The following is a 15,302-nucleotide window of genomic DNA, read 5'->3' as shown; positions in this document are numbered from 1 at the left end:
CTGTCGCGAGAAGGTGTCAGGGTCGGTTTTCGCGCCTGTGCCAGATACGCAGCAAGAAGATTACGTCGTCCTGGATTCATATCGTCGTTCATAGCCGTCGATCAGAAGGCGACGGACTTCACGCAGGGCGAATTCGTCCAGCCGCTTCAACGCAAGCATGGCGATTGATCCTGATTATGTCCATCAAGCGGACCGAATGAGCTTCCGCCCCGACATTACGAAAAAGTAAACCGTCATCTTCCTGCTTTTGCTTTGCCGACCGGGGGAAACCGCCTATATCCGTGTCATGATTGGCTGGCTCTTCCGCACTTTCGAGAACTGGATCAAACCATTTGACAGGCGGGACGATCTCAAGCCGCCTGAGAACGTCTTCGCGTTCATCTGGTTCTACGTCTCGCAAGCCAGGGCCCCGTTCTTCGCCATGCTCGTCCTGGGCGGGCTTACGGCTGCTATCGAGGCTGCGCTGTTCTGGTTCGTGGGCCGTCTCGTGGATATTCTGGCGACCGTGAAGCCCGGCGACGGATGGCAGGGATTGCTTGCGCAACACGGGTCGGAACTTTTCGGCATGCTCGTGCTGATCGCCGGCGTGCGCTTTGTGATCGCGCTTCTGACGGCGCTGACGGACCAGCAGATCATAACGCCGGGATTCTACAATCTCGTTCGCTGGCAATCCTATTTGCATGTGGCGCGGCAATCCCTGACATTCTTCCAGAACGATTTCTCCGGGCGGATCGTCACCAAGGTCTGGTCCGGCGGCCAGGCGGCCGGCGACCTGGTGACGTCGCTGATGGAAAGCGTCTGGTTCGTCTGCATCTATTCGGTCTCGATGCTTCTGCTCGTGGGGGGACTGGACTGGCGGCTCGCCGTGGTCGTCTGCCTCTGGGTCTTCATCTTCTCACTGCTTGCCCGATATTTCGTGCCACGCATCCGCTATCATTCGCGGGAGACGGCCGAGGCCGCCTCGATGCTGAGCGGGCGCATGGTGGATGCCTACAGCAACATCCAGACGCTGCGCCTCTTCGGCCGCGACGAAGCCAATGACCGCTATATGCAGCAGGGCTTCGAAATCTATCAGAATACGCTCATCATGTTCACGCGCTTCATCACGGGCGTGCGGGCGTCGATGGCGCTCCTGTCCGGCGTGATGATCACCAGCATGGCGGCGCTCTGCATCCATCTGTGGCTTTCCGGCAGGATCAGTTCGGGTGCCGTCGCATTCACGCTGGCGCTGGTCCTCCGCCTCAACTTCCTGCTCGGAAGGCTGATGACGCAATTCAACGGCATCATGCGCAATTTCGGCACGGTGCAGAATGCCGCCGAGCTGATTTCCCAGCCGATCGGGCTGGTGGACTCGCCGGACGCGACGGAACTCGTCGTCAGGCGGCCGGAAATCCGTTTCGAGAACATCAGCTTCCACTACGGCAGGAGCAAGGGTGTGATCGACGATCTCTCCCTGACGATCCGGCCCGGCGAGAAGATCGGCATCATCGGGCGCTCGGGCGCGGGCAAGTCGACGCTCGTCAACCTGTTGCTGCGTTTCTACGATCTCGAAGGGGGCCGCATCCGGATAGACGGGCAGGACATTTCGAAGGTAACGCAGGAATCCCTTCGGGCCCGGATCGGCATGGTGACGCAGGACACCTCGCTGCTGCACCGTTCGATCCGCGACAACATCCTGTTCGGCAGGCCGGATGCGACGGAAGAGCAGCTTCTGGAGGCCGCGCGCAAGGCGGAGGCGGATACTTTCATCCGGATTCTGGAGGACCAGCGTGGCCGCAGGGGCCTGGACGCGCATGTGGGTGAACGGGGCGTGAAGCTGTCGGGCGGTCAGCGCCAGCGCATCGCAATCGCCCGGGTGATGCTCAAGGATGCACCGATCCTGGTGCTCGACGAGGCCACGTCGGCGCTCGATTCAGAGGTCGAGGCGGCGATCCAGTCCAACCTGGAGCGGTTGATGCAGGGCAAGACCGTCCTGGCGATCGCGCATCGGCTTTCGACCATCGCCGCGCTCGACCGGCTTATCGTCATGGACAAGGGCCGGATCATCGAGGAAGGCACCCACAGTGAGCTGATCGCCCGAGGCGGCCTTTATGCCGAGCTCTGGGCGCGGCAGTCCGGCGGTTTCCTGGCCGCGGACGCGGCCCAATAGCATTCCCCGGCAGCAATCATTGTCCGCTGCCGGTAATGGCGATTTCGGCCACGAGGCCGTAATGGTTCGATCCGTGCGCATCGGCAAGCCGCTTCAGCGACTTTATCTTCAGCGGCGCCCGGACATAGATGTGATCGATCGGGACACCGAACCTGCCGGCCTTGATCGGCCAGGTGGCCGGCTCCCACTCCCCGGTTCTGAGTTCCGTCACGCGCAGGAAGCGGCGCATGTTCGGCGCCAGGCTCGAGGCGTTGAAATCCCCCGAGAGGAGCAGGGGGCCGGTCGTTTCGGCGATTGCCAGGGCCGCCCGCGTCAGTTCAAGCGAGTGGAAGCTGTCGAAATAGGGTTTTGTCGTGTGGATGCCGGCGAAGTTGACGGTCCTGCCGGCCAGCGTGACCTTCGCCAGGATGAAGCGGTCGGGAAAGATATCGCTGAGCGTGCGCACCGTCGGTGTTTCGATCGGCACCTTGGACAGCATCATCTGATCGCAGATCTGGATAAGGATGCCGCAGCCGATCCGGTAGGGATAGACCCTTGCCAGCTCATCCAGATGAACCCGCAATGGCGCCGCCTCCATGATGTTCACCAGATCGGCGTCGGTCGAGAGGATGGCGCGTGCGATATCCTCCCCGTTCTCGTAGTTGTCGCTCAGGATGTTGAAGGACAGCAGCCGGAACGTCGGTGAAGAGGCGTCCGCCGCGGTGGCAGGCGCTGCGAATTCGCGGTTCATCAGGATGGCATGGCCGGCGAAGAGCAGGGTGGCGGAAAAGAGCAGCCAGATGAGGAAATGCCGTTTGATGGCGAGGGCGGCAAGCATGGCGACCACGCAGCCGGCCGCCACATGCAGTTGCAGGCTGTAAAGCGTCGCCAGCAGCCAGTGGGGGTGGACATATCGAGTGCCCAGCGCGGCAAGCGCAAGCGACACGATGACGCAGATGGCAACCGATAATGTCTGTCTCATTCGGGGATATCCGGAGCGGCCGCCACGTTCGTGCCCGTGGCCTATCATGCAGCCCCGATTGTTGCAATGCGGCACGCCGCGATGCGACGGCGCACAGATGCGTGATAGCCGGCATTTTTGGGGTCCGGCGCCCGATTTTGCGGGGACAGATGCCGAGTTGAGGTTCGCCTGCGACGCTTTCCGTGGCATCTGTTCCAAATGACCGGAATGCCTTGCGTTTTCCCGCGACAAACTGGCCCTGGAGGCTTGCCAAGGCTGGACATAATTTGCGATCAAGCATAGAACGCGCCGGATTGTCGGGGAATCTGTGTTCGAATTGTGTTCAAATGAGATTCGCCCGACCTTGGGGGCAATGCTGTTTTCGCGACTTGCGTGAGAAGGAAGATTGAGCCGTGAGCGAGCACGACACACATAGCGAAACACTGGGCGAGCCTACTCGCCGTGATTTCCTTTACCTGACGACTGGCATGGCGGGCGCTGTCGGCGCGGTATCGGTCGCTTGGCCGTTCATCGACCAGATGCGCCCGGATGCGTCGACGCTGGCGCTCGCTTCGATCGAAGTGAATGTCGGGGCCGTCGAGCCCGGCATGTCGCTGACCGTGAAGTGGCGCGGCAAGCCCGTCTTCATCCGCAACCGCACGCCGCAGGAAGTGGACGAGGCGAAGGCGGTGCCGCTCGGCGACCTCAAGGACCCGGTCGCCCGCAACGCCAACCTTCCGGCCGATGCCGAGGCGACGGGTATCGACCGCTCGGCCGGCGAGGGCAAGGAAAACTGGATCGTCATGATCGGCTCCTGCACCCATCTCGGCTGCGTTCCGCTCGGCCAGTCCGGCGATTTCGGCGGATGGTTCTGTCCCTGCCATGGCTCGCATTACGATACGGCGGGCCGTATCCGTAAGGGCCCGGCGCCGCAGAATCTCGCCATTCCGACTTTCAAATTTACGTCCGACACAGTGATCACGATCGGGTGAGGGGATTCATATCTATGAGCGGTCATTCCACATACCAGCCGTCGACCGGCATCGAGAAGTGGATCGATTCGCGGCTTCCGCTGCCGCGCATGGTCCATGACAGTTTCGTTTCCTACCCCGTTCCCCGCAATCTGAACTACGCATATACCTTCGGCGCGATGCTGTCGGTCATGCTGGTGGTGCAGATTCTCTCCGGCGTCGTGCTCGCCATGCATTATGCCGCCGCGACCGGCGTCGCTTTCGACTCGGTCGAAAAGATCATGCGCGACGTCAATCATGGCTGGCTGCTGCGCTACATGCATGCCAACGGCGCATCCTTCTTCTTCATCGCCGTTTATCTCCACATCGCCCGCGGCCTCTACTACGGCTCCTACAAGGCGCCGCGCGAAATCCTCTGGATTCTCGGCGTGGTCATCTACCTGCTGATGATGGCGACCGGCTTCATGGGTTACGTGCTTCCCTGGGGGCAGATGTCCTTCTGGGGCGCGACCGTCATCACCGGCTTCTTCTCGGCCTTCCCGCTGGTGGGCGAGTGGATTCAGCAGTTCCTGCTCGGCGGCTTCGCCGTCGACCAGCCGACGCTCAACCGCTTCTTCTCGCTGCATTACCTGCTGCCCTTCATGATCGCGGGCGTCGTCGTCCTGCACGTCTGGGCACTGCATGTGACGGGCCAGACGAACCCGACCGGCGTCGAAGTGAAGACCAAGACGGACACTGTCGCCTTCACGCCCTACGCGACGCTGAAGGATGCGCTCGGCGTATCGGTCTTCCTGATCGCCTATGCCTGGTTCATCTTCTACATGCCGAACTTTCTCGGCCATCCGGACAACTACATCCCGGCCAATCCGCTGAAGACCCCTGCCCATATCGTTCCGGAATGGTACTACCTGCCGTTCTACGCGATGCTGCGCGCCATCACCTTCAATGTCGGCCCGATCGACTCCAAGCTCGGTGGCGTTCTGGTGATGTTCGGCTCCATCATCATCCTGTTCTTCCTGCCCTGGCTCGACACCTCCAAGGTGCGCTCCGCGGTCTACCGCCCATGGTACAAGCTGTTCTTCTGGATCTTCGTGGCGAACGCCATCATGCTCGGCTGGCTCGGTGCCCAGCCTGCGGAAGGTATCTTCGTCGTCCTGTCGCAGCTCGGTACGCTGTACTACTTCGGTTTCTTCCTGGTGATCATGCCGCTGCTCGGCCTGTTCGAGACGCCGAGACGCATTCCGAACTCCATCACGGAAGCTGTTCTGGAAAAGAACGGCAAATCCGCCGCAGCCGGCGCTTGACAGCTCGCGACCGAGAGGGATTTAGAAAAATGAAAAAGCTTGTTGCAAGCCTCGCGTCGCTGGTCCTCGTGGCAGGTCTTGGTGTCGCATCGGCCATGGCGCAGGAAAGCGGCGGTGCGGCACCTGCCGGCGGGGAGCATGCCGAAGGCGGCACCCCGCATTATCCGATCCAGCATCCGAAGCATGTCGACTGGAGCTTCGCGGGACCGTTCGGTCACTACGACAAGGGCCAGGTTCAGCGTGGCCTGAAGGTCTACACGGAAGTCTGTTCCGCCTGCCATTCGATGAGGCTCGTTTCCTTCCGGACCCTGGAAGGCCTCGGTTATTCCGAAGCGCAGGTGAAAGCCTTCGCCGCCAACTACAAGGTTCAGGACGGGCCGAACGACGATGGCGAGATGTTCGAGCGCACTGCCGTGCCGTCGGACTACTTCCCGTCGCCCTATCCGAACGAGCAGGCTGCTGCCGCTTCCAACAATGGCGCCGCCCCGCCGGACATGTCGTTGCTCGCCAAGGCGCGTGGCGTCACCCGCGGTTTCCCGCAGTTCATCTTCGATATCTTCACCCAGTACCAGGAAGGTGGTCCGGATTACATCTATTCGCTGATCACCGGCTATCACGAGCCGCCGGCCGGGGTCGAGGTGCCGACCGGCACTCACTACAACCCCTATTTCGCCGCTGCCGCCTCGCTGGCCATGGCGCCGCCGATCAGCGATGATCAGGTGACTTATGAGGACGGTGCACCGCAGACGGTGGACCAGTACGCCAAGGACGTTTCCGCGTTCCTGATGTGGACGGCGGAGCCGCATCTCGAAGATCGCAAGCGCACCGGCTTCATGGTCATGGTCTTCCTGGTGATCTTCACCGGCCTGATCTACCTGACGAAAAAGTCGGTCTACGCCAACAAGGAACACTGAGGTTCCGCCTCGGGAGATTGGAAAAGGCGGACTCGAGCCGCCTTTTTTGTTGGGGGAACGGATCTGACTTGATAGGCTCCTATCTCCCATGTCCTGTCATTCTCTCTGGGGCCTCATGTCTTTCAAAACCGATCTTGCCGCTTCCATCCGATCAATCCCGGATTATCCGAAACCGGGCATCATCTTCCGGGATATCACGACGTTGCTGGGGGATGCCGTTGCCTTCCGGCAGGCCGTGGATGAACTGGTGAAGCCCTATGTGGGGCAGGGGGTCGAGAAGATCGCCGGGATAGAAGCGCGCGGCTTCATCCTGGGCGGCGCCTTGGCGCACCAGCTTTCGGCTGGTTTCGTGCCGATCCGCAAGAAGGGCAAACTGCCGCATGAGACCGTTCGCATGGCCTACACCCTCGAATACGGAACCGACGAGATGGAAATGCATGTGGATGCATTGAGGCCGGGAGAGAAGGTGATCCTGACCGATGACCTCATTGCCACCGGCGGCACGGCGGAGGGGGCCGTGAAGCTGTTGAGACAGCTTGGCGCGGAGATCGTGTCCGCATGTTTCGTCATCGACCTGCCGGATCTTGGCGGGCGCAGGAAACTGGAGGCGCTGGGTGTCGAAGTCAGAACGCTGGTGGCGTTCGAGGGACACTGAGAACGAAAGGCAGCGGGATACGCCTGTTCCCGGATTGTCGGTAAAGCTTATCTTTTACCTGGCGCGATCTTCGGCCACGCACCGAGGATCTGCAGACGTAAATGGATGCGGATGCTCGGGGCAGGCCCGGGCATGACGATCAGGGGTTCTTGAACCTTGTCGACAATCCCGAAACTGGGCACGCCCGTTCTTACCCGAACTCCAGCACCGTGCCTTCGTAACGCATGACCGCATCGCCATGCTGGTTCACGCCGTCGCAGACGGTCATGTTGATCCATGTGCCTTTGCGGGAAGCCAGAGGCCGGCTTTCGACCAATTCCACGGAATAGGTGATGCTGTCGCCCGCATAGACGGGTTTGAGCCATTGCAGCTTCCTGAAACCCACGGACGGCCCCAGTTTGGGTGCGACGATGCCCTCGCGTTCGAGCCGCGCCACTTCCCTTGCCCAGTAAGCCAGATAGGTCTTCATCCAGCCGGCGCAGGTGTGCCAGCCCGAGGCGCAGAGGCCACCAAAAACATAATTCCTTGCCGCTTCCGCATCGACGTGAAAAGGCTGCGGATCGAATTTCCGGGCGAAGCGGATGATGTCTTCGGCCGTGAAGAGCAGGGTCCCGGTGACGATCTTCCTGCCCGGCGGGGAGAGCTCGACCAACCTCATGCCATGATCTCCGGGGCGTCGCGCAGCCGCATCATGATCGGATTTTCTCCGCGCATGACCACTTCGCCATCCTGGTTTTCCACCTCATGCAGGAATCTCACGATGCCGATGCCGGGGCGCGAGCGAAGCGGGCGGGATTCGAGCACGGTCGAACGGCCGGAAAGCGTATCGCCGGCCAGCACCGGTTTCTTCCATTCCATGAACTCGATCCCGGGCGACCCTTCCGAGGAGGAGCGCGACAGCCAGCCATCGAACATCATGCGCATGAACATGCTGGCCGTATGCCAGCCCGAGGCGGCCAGCCCGCCGAGAATGCTGGCTTTGCCGGCCTCCTCGTTCATATGCATGGGCTGGGGATCGAACTCGGTCGCGAATTCGACGATCTCCGATGCCACGACCTGCTTCGGCGCGAGCGGAAAGACGCGCCCGGCTGTGAAATCCTCGAAGAAATATCGTTGCTCGGTCATGGGACCCTTCCGCTTGCAGGATCAGGTGTTGAAGCGGAAGTGGATCACGTCGCCGTCTTGAACGACATATTCCTTGCCTTCGTCGCGCGCCTTGCCGGCCTCCTTGGCGCCGACTTCGCCGCCATAGGCGATATAGTCGTCATAGGCGATGGTGAATGCACGGATGAAGCCGCGCTCGAAGTCGGTATGGATGACGCCGGCGGCGGCAGGCGCCTTGGTGCCGCGCACGATCGTCCAGGCACGGGTTTCCTTCGGGCCGACGGTGAAATAGGTGATCAGGTCGAGCAGGTGGTAACCTGCGCGGATCAGCCGGTCGAGGCCCGCTTCCTCAAGCCCGAGGGCCGACAGGAATTCCCTGGCTTCCTCTTCCGGAAGCTGTGCGACCTCGGATTCGATCGCAGCCGAAATAATCACGCATTCGGCGCCCTGTTCTTTCGCCATGGCGGCGACGGCTTCCGTGTGCTTGTTGCCGGTCGACGCGTCGGCTTCCGCGACGTTGCAGACATAGAGGACCGGGTGCGAGGTCAGAAGGTTGAGACCCTTCAGGATTTCGATCTCTTCCGCTGCGAGCGTCTTCAGAAGCAGGCGTGCCGGCTTGCCGTCGTTCAGAAGCTTGATCACGGCTTCCATCACCGGAAGCTGGGCGATCGAATCCTTGTCCTTGCCGGTTGCGCGCTTGCGGGTCTGCTCGACGCGGCGTTCGAGGCTCTCCAGGTCGGCGAGCATCAGTTCGGTCTCGATCGTGTCGGCATCGCCGACCGGATTGATCCGTCCTTCGACATGGGTGATGTCGTCGTCTTCGAAGCAACGCAGCACATGCACCACCGCATCGACTTCACGGATATTGGCGAGGAACTTGTTGCCGAGGCCTTCACCCTTTGATGCTCCGCGCACCAGGCCGGCGATGTCCACGAAGGAGATGCGGGTCGGGATGATTTCCTTCGAGCCTGCGACCGACGCGAGCTTCTGCATGCGCGGGTCGGGAACTGCCACTTCGCCGGTGTTCGGCTCGATCGTGCAGAAAGGGTAGTTGGCCGCCTGTGCCGCCGCCGTCTTGGTGAGCGCATTGAAAAGCGTGGACTTGCCGACATTCGGCAGGCCCACGATACCGCATTTGAAACCCATGGGTCCGGACCCTGTATCTTTGAAACTTTCGTTGCTGTGGCTATGGGGGAATGGGCTCGCCGGGTCAAGGGTCCGCAGCTTTGTCGAACATTCAATCCATGACCGTCGCTTGAAAAATTCCGGTTGCGGTGCGATATAGCGCGCATGCCTCCGACGGAGGAGCGTGTCATCAGGAGATGCCGATGGCCGAAGACATCACCCTAAAACCGAAAACCATCACCAAGCCGAAGCTGGAGCGGCCGAAGCTCTACAAGGTCATTCTGGTGAATGACGACTATACGCCGCGCGAATTCGTCATCATGGTCCTGAAAGCCGTGTTCCGCATGAGCGAGGAGACCGGCTACCGCGTGATGATGACCGCCCACCGCACGGGAACGTCGGTGGTCGTCGTCTGCGCCAGGGACATCGCCGAGACCAAGGCGAAGGAGGCGGTCGACCTTGCCAAGGAGGCGGGCTTCCCGCTGATGTTCACGACCGAGCCCGAGGAATAAACGGGCTCGCCGCGGGCGAGGGGACGGAACCTGCCTATTTCTTCTTGGCCCTGACGCCGAGCGCCTCTGCGGAAATCCAGAAGACGGCGTCCTGGGATTCCGCTGTTTCCAGCCAAAGAAAATCGAGATCGGGGAATTCCTCTTCGAGGATTTCACGGCCGGAACCGATTTCGCAGATCATGCCGCCCTCGGGCTTCAGGTGCTTCGGCGCCTCCGCGAGCAACCGTCGGACGATATCCAGGCCGTCCTTTCCGCCATCGAAAGCCATTGCGGGCTCTGCCCGGAATTCTTCGGGGAAGCCGTCCATCGCCTCATGATCGACATAGGGCGGATTGGTGATGATCAGGTCGTACCTCTTCTTGCCGAGCGGTGCGAACAGGTCGCCCTCATGCAATGCCACCCGGTCTTCAAGCTCGTGCTCGGCGACATTGAGCTTCGCCACGTCCAGCGCGTCGGACGACAGGTCGACGGCATCGACCTCGGCATAGGGGAAAAATTTCGCGGCCAGTACGGCAAGGCAGCCCGAGCCGGTGCAGATGTCGACGGCGCTTTCGACGCTCAGCGGATCGGGCAGATAGGACGAGCCTTCCTGATTCAGGTATTCGCTGAACAGGATCTCGCCGATATGAGAGCGCGGTACGATGACCCGTTCGTCGACATGGAAGCGGACGCCCTGGATATACGAACGCCCGGTCAGATAGGCAGACGGCTTGCGGGTCGTAACGCGGGCTTCGATCCGCTCGGCCAGCAGCTTGCGCTCCGGGGGCAGGAGGCGCGCATCGAGGAAGGGATCGAGAGCGTCGATCGGCAGGTCGAGCGAGTCGAGGATCAGGAAGGCCGCATCGTCGCCGGCCGTCGTGGTACCGTGGCCATAGCTCAAGTTCGCCGCGTTGAAGCGGGAGATGGCGTAGCGCCAATAGTCGCGCAGCGTGGCGAGTTCGCCGACGATGTCATCGATGTTCGAGGTCTTGCTCATGTCGTACTTCCAGTTTTCGTAGGCTTCCCATAGCGGCTCGCACAACGGCGCCACTCCTTCCGTCACGAGGGTGCCCAGGGCCGGCGCATCTGGAAGCCGGTCTTGTTCCGGACGAAACCGCAACCCTCGTAGAAGCGCAGCGTGGCGGGGTTCTGCGAACCGGTGAGTAGCATGACCTTGTAACATCCGTTCTGCCATGCCTTGCCGGCGGCCGTGCGGATCAGCGCTTCGGCATAACCGCGTCTGCGGTGGTCGGCATGGGTGACGACGTTTTCGATCAGCGCGTAGGATGCGCCGTTGCGGGTGAGGTTGGGCACGATGATCAGGGTTACCGTCGAGGCCGGCTGGCCATCGGCGAAACCGATGAAGACGGTCATTCCGGGCTGGGCAAGCATGGCGCTGAACCTCTCTTCGGCCAGCGCCGGTTCCAGGATCGGGTCATCCTGGTTGAGATGGCGATAGAGTTTGAGCAAGGAATCGAGATCGCCGTCTCCGGCTGCGCGAATGGCGAGGTTCGGATCGCTCATCGGTCATTCGCCCTTGTTGCCGAACATCTTCTTGAGCATTTCGGCCATCGGACCGGTCGTCGGGAGATTCGGCTTTGCGCCGCCGCGGGCCTGGTGGATGTGGGATTTGCCGGTGGTCTTCGGTTGTGGCGGCTTTTCCGTCTTCGGCCCGGCTTTTTCCGGTTTGTTCTCTTCGGGCTTGCCGCCGACGGCGAGCGCCAGCTTGTTCATAAGCTGCGAATCCTCGGTCTTGACGAGCATTTCCGCATTGTCGGCGAGCGCGTCGAGAAGGGGAGAGAGCCATGTCTGGTCAGCCTTGGCGAAATCGCCGAGCACATGATTGTGCACGAGTTCCTTGGCGCCCGGATGGCCGATGCCGAGGCGCAGGCGCCGATAGTCCTTGCCGGAATGGGCATCGAGCGACTTTACGCCATTGTGGCCGCCATGGCCGCCGCCTGTCTTGATGCGGGCCCGGCCGGGCGGCAGGTCGAGTTCGTCATAAATGGCGATGACGTTTTCCGGCCCAAGCTTGTAGAAACGCATCGCCTCGCCGACCGCCTCGCCGGAAAGGTTCATGAAGGTCTGCGGCTTCATCAGCAGAACCTTTTCGCCGGCAAGCTCCCCTTCGGATATCTCCGCCTTGAACTTCTTCGACCAGGGCGAGAAGCCGGGACGCCGCTGGATGGCATCGACCGCCATGAAGCCGATATTGTGGCGGTTTCCCGCGTATTTGGAACCGGGATTGCCGAGACCCGCGATGATGAGCATGAACGAACTTCCGTTGTTGCACAGCGAGGGTTTCACCACCGCGAAACGCGGGCAAAGTCAACCGGTTTCGCTGGATCGGCCACGCTATTGTGGTTCTTCGATGCCGTATCGCCTGAAGATCGCCTCCTGGACACCGTCCCTGATCAGCCTGTCGAGGTTTGCCTGCATCTTCGCGATCAGTTCGTCCGGCACATCCAGATTGCAGGCAATGCCGAGCTGCTGCTTGGAAAAAAGCATGACCCGCTCGATCGGGGTTCCCTCCTTCCTCAGCTTTTCGTAGACGCTCTGCGACATCGGCATCATGTCGATGCGATCGCCGAGCAGCTTGCGAAGCGTGGTATCGAAATCCGCACTGAGATCGATCTTCGGGAAGCCTGAGGTTCTCAGCAGGGCTTCGGTATAATCTTCCCTGTGGGTGCCGACCGTGTATTGCCTGGCTTCCTCTATCGTCGTCGCATCGATGCTGGTGCCGGCATGTCGGACAAGAATGCTGCGGTCAACGAAGAGCGGCAATATCCACTTGAAGCGAGGTTCCCGGTCCGGCGTTCGGGCGGCGGCGAAGACGCAGTGCATGGGCTGTGTCTCGGCGACCGCTATGGCGCGGGCCCAGGGCATGATTTCCATCGTGAAGGGCATGGCCATGTCACGCATGATGATTTCGATCTGGTCGACACCGGCACCACGGTAGCGGCCATCCGGCTCCCGGTAGCTGAATGGCGGATAGGATTCCGTCGAAAAGGCGATAGGTTGTTGGGCAATGGCGCCAGACGCGAAGCTTAGACTGGCGAGAAGCAGCGATGCGGTTTTCATCTGTCCCCCTCCAAACGAGCATGTTGTCATTCTTGACCCAGCATCTCGTCCGGCGGGGCGATATTTCGCTAGCTCGCCATGGACCTCAATTCGGCCTGCCGGGCAGTTAGGGCCGAAAGCAGCTCGGAAATCTCACGAGGTTTCGAAAAGAGATAGCCTTGGGCGTAGTCGATGCCCATCTGTCTGAGCAGCATCCGCTGCTCTTCCGTTTCGACGCCTTCGGCGACAACCTTGCAATTCATTTTATGCGAAATCGCGCTGATCCCCTCGATCAACATTTTGTTTTTGCTGCCGACGTCTCCGGCCTTGTCGGTGAGCGAGCGGACAAAGGACTGGTCGATCTTGACGATATCGACCGGGAAACGGCTCATATAGCTCAACGAAGAATAGCCGGTGCCGAAGTCGTCGAGCGCGATGAGGCATCCGAAATGGTGGATTTCGTTGAGGATTGTGCGGATTTCCGGATTGTCGTGCATCAGCACGGCCTCGGTAATTTCCACCACGAGGCGCTGCGGCTGGATGCCGTAATGGCCGAGCAGGCCCGCAAGACGGGCTGGCAGGCCGGGCTCGAACTGCAACGGCGAAAAATTGACGGCGACGTAGGTGTCGTCCATGCCCGGCAGCCTGGAAACCCGGGCGAGGTTGGCCATGGCGTCTTCGAGGATGAGGTTGCCGATCTGCGCGATCATGCCGGTTTCCTCGGCGACGCTGATGATGCTGCCCGGCGCCATGAGGCCCTTGCGCGGGTGGCGCATGCGCATCAACGCTTCGAAACCGGATGCGACGCCTGTTTCTATGTCGACAATCGGCTGGAAGTGCGCCTCGAACCAGCTCGCCGCAATGCCCACCTCGATGTCGCTCTCGATCTCCGCCCGTTCCCGGGTCTGATCCAGGATCGCCGGGTCATAGAGCTGCGCTCCGTTCTTGCCGTCCCGCTTTCGGGCATACATCGCCATGTCCGATTTCTGCAGAAGCTCGGCGGCGCTGGTGGCGTGGTTCGGATAGAAGGCAAGGCCGATGCTGGCGCTGAGGCGAACGCCGGAGCCCTGGATGCGGAACGGCATCTCGAACATGTCGACGATCTTCTGGGCGAGCTCGGTGGCGCGGCGCTCCGCGCTTTCGCCGGCAATGAGGAAGGCGAATTCATCGCCTCCGAGGCGCGAGGCGCTGTCGGTATTGCGCAGTAGGGGCTTTGTACGTTCGACGAACTGGCAAAGCACGGCATCGCCTGCGGCATGACCGAGATTGTCGTTGATCGACTTGAAGCGGTCCAGGTCGACAAAGAGGCAGGCGACATCCGTGCCGGTCTTGTCGGCCTCGTGTATCTTGCGGTCGAGCATTGCCTCGAACCCCTGCCGGTTCAGGAGACCGGTCAGATGGTCGGAAATCGCCTGCTGATGGTTGCGCAGTTCCGACTGCTTGAGTTCCGTGACATCGGTCATGACGCTGAGCGAGCCGGGCATGCTGCCGCCCGCCGCTCCAAGCTCGGTCTCGACGATCAGCACGTCCATCAACCGGCCGTCGGCGCAGAGGAAGCGGACGGTCACTTCGAACGCCGGCCCGGATGACTTTCCTTGCGCCTTGCGCTTCCGGTAGGCATCGCGGTCGGTGGGCGCGACGAGATCGGAAAACGGGTGGCCTATGACGTCTTCACGGCGATACCCGGTGGCAAGCAGCCAGTAGTCGCTGACAGCGGCGATCTGATCGTTGCTCGTGAGCGAGAACAGCATGGCGGGTGTCAGGTTGTAGATTTCCGTGGTCTGCTGGTGCGCTCGCTTGAGTTCGCGTTCCTCGCGTTCGAGGAGCGTCTGCATCTCGTTGAAGCTCTTCGCCAGCCGGCCCATCTCGTCATTCGAGCGCCAGTCGACATGGTGGCGCGAGCCGAGCCGGCGCGTGGCCTCGATGGCTGCGGTCAATCGCATCAGCGGCTTGATGACCATGACGCGGTTGCCCAGGATCGCCGCGCCGAAAACCGTGAGAATGGCGATGATGAAGATGGAGATGAAAGCCATCTCCATCTGGTGCAGGGCAGAGAACCATCCGAGCTTTGGCACGTAGACCGTGATGCTGCCGACAGTGCGCGTACCCTGCGGCGACTTGTAGAAGATGGGTTCCGAGATCGATTCCAGACCGCGGAAATCCGCCGGATTCACATCGACTTCCGAAATCCGCAGCTTGCCCGTGTTGTCGCTGATCTCCACACCGTGGATCGTGGTGTCGGAGACGAGTATGGATGCGATCTGCCGGATGCTTTCCGTGTCGAATTCCCACAGCGGCTTGCCAAGGGCCTGGGAGTTGGTGACCAGCACGACGTTGACGTGCTCATCGAGATTCTTGGCGGCCTGCTGCGAGGAGAGCGCCAGGAACAGCGTGAATAGCGGAGCGACGACGACCAGCAGGGCGCCCGAAATGATCGCAATAAAACGACTCTCGACGGAACGAGTCATTCGCCTTCCCTGAATGCGTCCTCCGGTTGATTCCGGATCTTTTCCTCATGCTGAAGCAGTAGGCATCGTTTCACGTATTCATTAAACTTCACTGAAACGGATATGCGAAAATTTGATATAA

The 15,302-nt window shown here is 61.0% G+C and carries 15 protein-coding genes; 6 read left to right on the top strand and 9 right to left on the bottom strand.

Annotated elements, in window-relative coordinates:
• The first annotated feature begins 286 nt into the window (after positions 1-286).
• Positions 287-2,149, top strand: a complete 1,863-nt coding sequence (locus ACFFP0_RS25750; RefSeq protein ID WP_377265074.1) for an ABC transporter ATP-binding protein — start codon at positions 287-289, stop codon at positions 2,147-2,149.
• Between the two features lie 16 nt (positions 2,150-2,165).
• On the opposite strand, the gene ACFFP0_RS25745 is transcribed toward ACFFP0_RS25750, so the two are convergent.
• Entirely contained in the window at positions 2,166-3,110 is a 945-nt protein-coding gene (locus tag ACFFP0_RS25745; RefSeq protein ID WP_377265073.1) for an endonuclease/exonuclease/phosphatase family protein, read from the bottom strand.
• 392 nt (positions 3,111-3,502) lie between these two features.
• Between ACFFP0_RS25745 and petA the strand changes: the two genes are divergently transcribed.
• The 4 genes from petA (at position 3,503) to ACFFP0_RS25725 (ending at position 6,933) form a co-directional block, all read left to right on the top strand.
• Positions 3,503-4,081 carry a ubiquinol-cytochrome c reductase iron-sulfur subunit gene (gene petA, locus ACFFP0_RS25740; RefSeq protein WP_377265072.1) on the top strand — a complete coding sequence of 193 codons (579 nt, stop codon included), beginning with the start codon at positions 3,503-3,505 and terminating at the stop codon, positions 4,079-4,081.
• 14 nt (positions 4,082-4,095) lie between these two features.
• The gene (locus ACFFP0_RS25735) at positions 4,096-5,364 is read left to right on the top strand and encodes a cytochrome b (RefSeq protein WP_377265071.1); all 1,269 of its coding nucleotides are present in this window, start codon (positions 4,096-4,098) and stop codon (positions 5,362-5,364) included.
• A gap of 29 nt (positions 5,365-5,393) precedes the next feature.
• On the top strand, positions 5,394-6,278 hold the full coding sequence (locus ACFFP0_RS25730) for a cytochrome c1 (protein WP_377265070.1): 885 nt from the start codon (positions 5,394-5,396) through the stop codon (positions 6,276-6,278).
• Positions 6,279-6,393: 115 nt separating this feature from the next.
• The gene (locus tag ACFFP0_RS25725) at positions 6,394-6,933 is read left to right on the top strand and encodes an adenine phosphoribosyltransferase (protein WP_377265069.1); all 540 of its coding nucleotides are present in this window, start codon (positions 6,394-6,396) and stop codon (positions 6,931-6,933) included.
• A gap of 190 nt (positions 6,934-7,123) precedes the next feature.
• Here the strand turns inward: ACFFP0_RS25725 and ACFFP0_RS25720 are convergent, their stop codons facing one another.
• The 3 genes from ACFFP0_RS25720 to ychF are packed head-to-tail and all read right to left on the bottom strand — an operon-like array spanning position 7,124 to position 9,183.
• Complete coding sequence (locus tag ACFFP0_RS25720) at positions 7,124-7,591, bottom strand: MaoC family dehydratase (protein WP_377265068.1); 468 nt, start codon at positions 7,589-7,591, stop codon at positions 7,124-7,126.
• Positions 7,588-8,058 (bottom strand): MaoC family dehydratase, encoded by a 471-nt coding sequence (locus ACFFP0_RS25715; protein WP_377265067.1) that lies wholly within the window; start codon positions 8,056-8,058, stop codon positions 7,588-7,590. The genes ACFFP0_RS25720 and ACFFP0_RS25715 overlap by 4 nt, the downstream gene beginning before the upstream one ends.
• Before the next feature lie 21 nt (positions 8,059-8,079).
• Complete coding sequence (ychF, locus tag ACFFP0_RS25710; RefSeq protein WP_377265066.1) at positions 8,080-9,183, bottom strand: redox-regulated ATPase YchF; 1,104 nt, start codon at positions 9,181-9,183, stop codon at positions 8,080-8,082.
• Positions 9,184-9,365: 182 nt separating this feature from the next.
• Between ychF and clpS the strand changes: the two genes are divergently transcribed.
• Positions 9,366-9,674 carry an ATP-dependent Clp protease adapter ClpS gene (clpS, locus tag ACFFP0_RS25705; protein WP_377265065.1) on the top strand — a complete coding sequence of 103 codons (309 nt, stop codon included), beginning with the start codon at positions 9,366-9,368 and terminating at the stop codon, positions 9,672-9,674.
• Between the two features lie 34 nt (positions 9,675-9,708).
• On the opposite strand, the gene prmB is transcribed toward clpS, so the two are convergent.
• From prmB to ACFFP0_RS25680, 5 genes are all read right to left on the bottom strand, one after another.
• Complete coding sequence (gene prmB, locus ACFFP0_RS25700; RefSeq protein WP_377265064.1) at positions 9,709-10,650, bottom strand: 50S ribosomal protein L3 N(5)-glutamine methyltransferase; 942 nt, start codon at positions 10,648-10,650, stop codon at positions 9,709-9,711.
• A gap of 62 nt (positions 10,651-10,712) precedes the next feature.
• The gene (locus ACFFP0_RS25695; protein ID WP_377265063.1) at positions 10,713-11,177 is read right to left on the bottom strand and encodes a GNAT family N-acetyltransferase; all 465 of its coding nucleotides are present in this window, start codon (positions 11,175-11,177) and stop codon (positions 10,713-10,715) included.
• A gap of 3 nt (positions 11,178-11,180) precedes the next feature.
• Positions 11,181-11,924: an aminoacyl-tRNA hydrolase gene (pth, locus tag ACFFP0_RS25690; RefSeq protein ID WP_377265062.1), complete on the bottom strand. Its 744-nt coding sequence runs from the start codon at positions 11,922-11,924 to the stop codon at positions 11,181-11,183.
• An 84-nt stretch (positions 11,925-12,008) separates the two neighbouring features.
• Positions 12,009-12,734, bottom strand: a complete 726-nt coding sequence (locus ACFFP0_RS25685; RefSeq protein WP_377265061.1) for a substrate-binding periplasmic protein — start codon at positions 12,732-12,734, stop codon at positions 12,009-12,011.
• A 68-nt stretch (positions 12,735-12,802) separates the two neighbouring features.
• Entirely contained in the window at positions 12,803-15,181 is a 2,379-nt protein-coding gene (locus ACFFP0_RS25680; RefSeq protein ID WP_377265060.1) for a putative bifunctional diguanylate cyclase/phosphodiesterase, read from the bottom strand.
• Positions 15,182-15,302: the final 121 nt, after the last annotated feature.

Origin of the sequence: Neorhizobium puerariae (assembly GCF_042429745.1) — a bacterium.
GTDB lineage: Bacteria > Pseudomonadota > Alphaproteobacteria > Rhizobiales > Rhizobiaceae > Neorhizobium > Neorhizobium puerariae.
This window is presented reverse-complemented; position numbering and strand designations above follow the sequence as displayed.

Bases quoted from the DNA above. Each gene is read 5' to 3' on its own strand.
- ACFFP0_RS25750 (WP_377265074.1), top strand. From the start codon at position 287: ATGATTGGCTGGCTCTTCCGCACTTTCGAGAACTGGATCAAACCATTT.
- ACFFP0_RS25745 (WP_377265073.1), bottom strand. From the start codon at position 3,110: ATGAGACAGACATTATCGGTTGCCATCTGCGTCATCGTGTCGCTTGCG.
- ACFFP0_RS25735 (WP_377265071.1), top strand. From the start codon at position 4,096: ATGAGCGGTCATTCCACATACCAGCCGTCGACCGGCATCGAGAAGTGG.
- ACFFP0_RS25730 (WP_377265070.1), top strand. From the start codon at position 5,394: ATGAAAAAGCTTGTTGCAAGCCTCGCGTCGCTGGTCCTCGTGGCAGGT.
- ACFFP0_RS25725 (WP_377265069.1), top strand. From the start codon at position 6,394: ATGTCTTTCAAAACCGATCTTGCCGCTTCCATCCGATCAATCCCGGAT.
- ACFFP0_RS25720 (WP_377265068.1), bottom strand. From the start codon at position 7,591: ATGAGGTTGGTCGAGCTCTCCCCGCCGGGCAGGAAGATCGTCACCGGG.
- ACFFP0_RS25715 (WP_377265067.1), bottom strand. From the start codon at position 8,058: ATGACCGAGCAACGATATTTCTTCGAGGATTTCACAGCCGGGCGCGTC.
- ychF (WP_377265066.1), bottom strand. From the start codon at position 9,183: ATGGGTTTCAAATGCGGTATCGTGGGCCTGCCGAATGTCGGCAAGTCC.
- clpS (WP_377265065.1), top strand. From the start codon at position 9,366: ATGGCCGAAGACATCACCCTAAAACCGAAAACCATCACCAAGCCGAAG.
- prmB (WP_377265064.1), bottom strand. From the start codon at position 10,650: ATGAGCAAGACCTCGAACATCGATGACATCGTCGGCGAACTCGCCACG.
- ACFFP0_RS25695 (WP_377265063.1), bottom strand. From the start codon at position 11,177: ATGAGCGATCCGAACCTCGCCATTCGCGCAGCCGGAGACGGCGATCTC.
- pth (WP_377265062.1), bottom strand. From the start codon at position 11,924: ATGCTCATCATCGCGGGTCTCGGCAATCCCGGTTCCAAATACGCGGGA.
- ACFFP0_RS25685 (WP_377265061.1), bottom strand. From the start codon at position 12,734: ATGAAAACCGCATCGCTGCTTCTCGCCAGTCTAAGCTTCGCGTCTGGC.
- ACFFP0_RS25680 (WP_377265060.1), bottom strand. From the start codon at position 15,181: ATGACTCGTTCCGTCGAGAGTCGTTTTATTGCGATCATTTCGGGCGCC.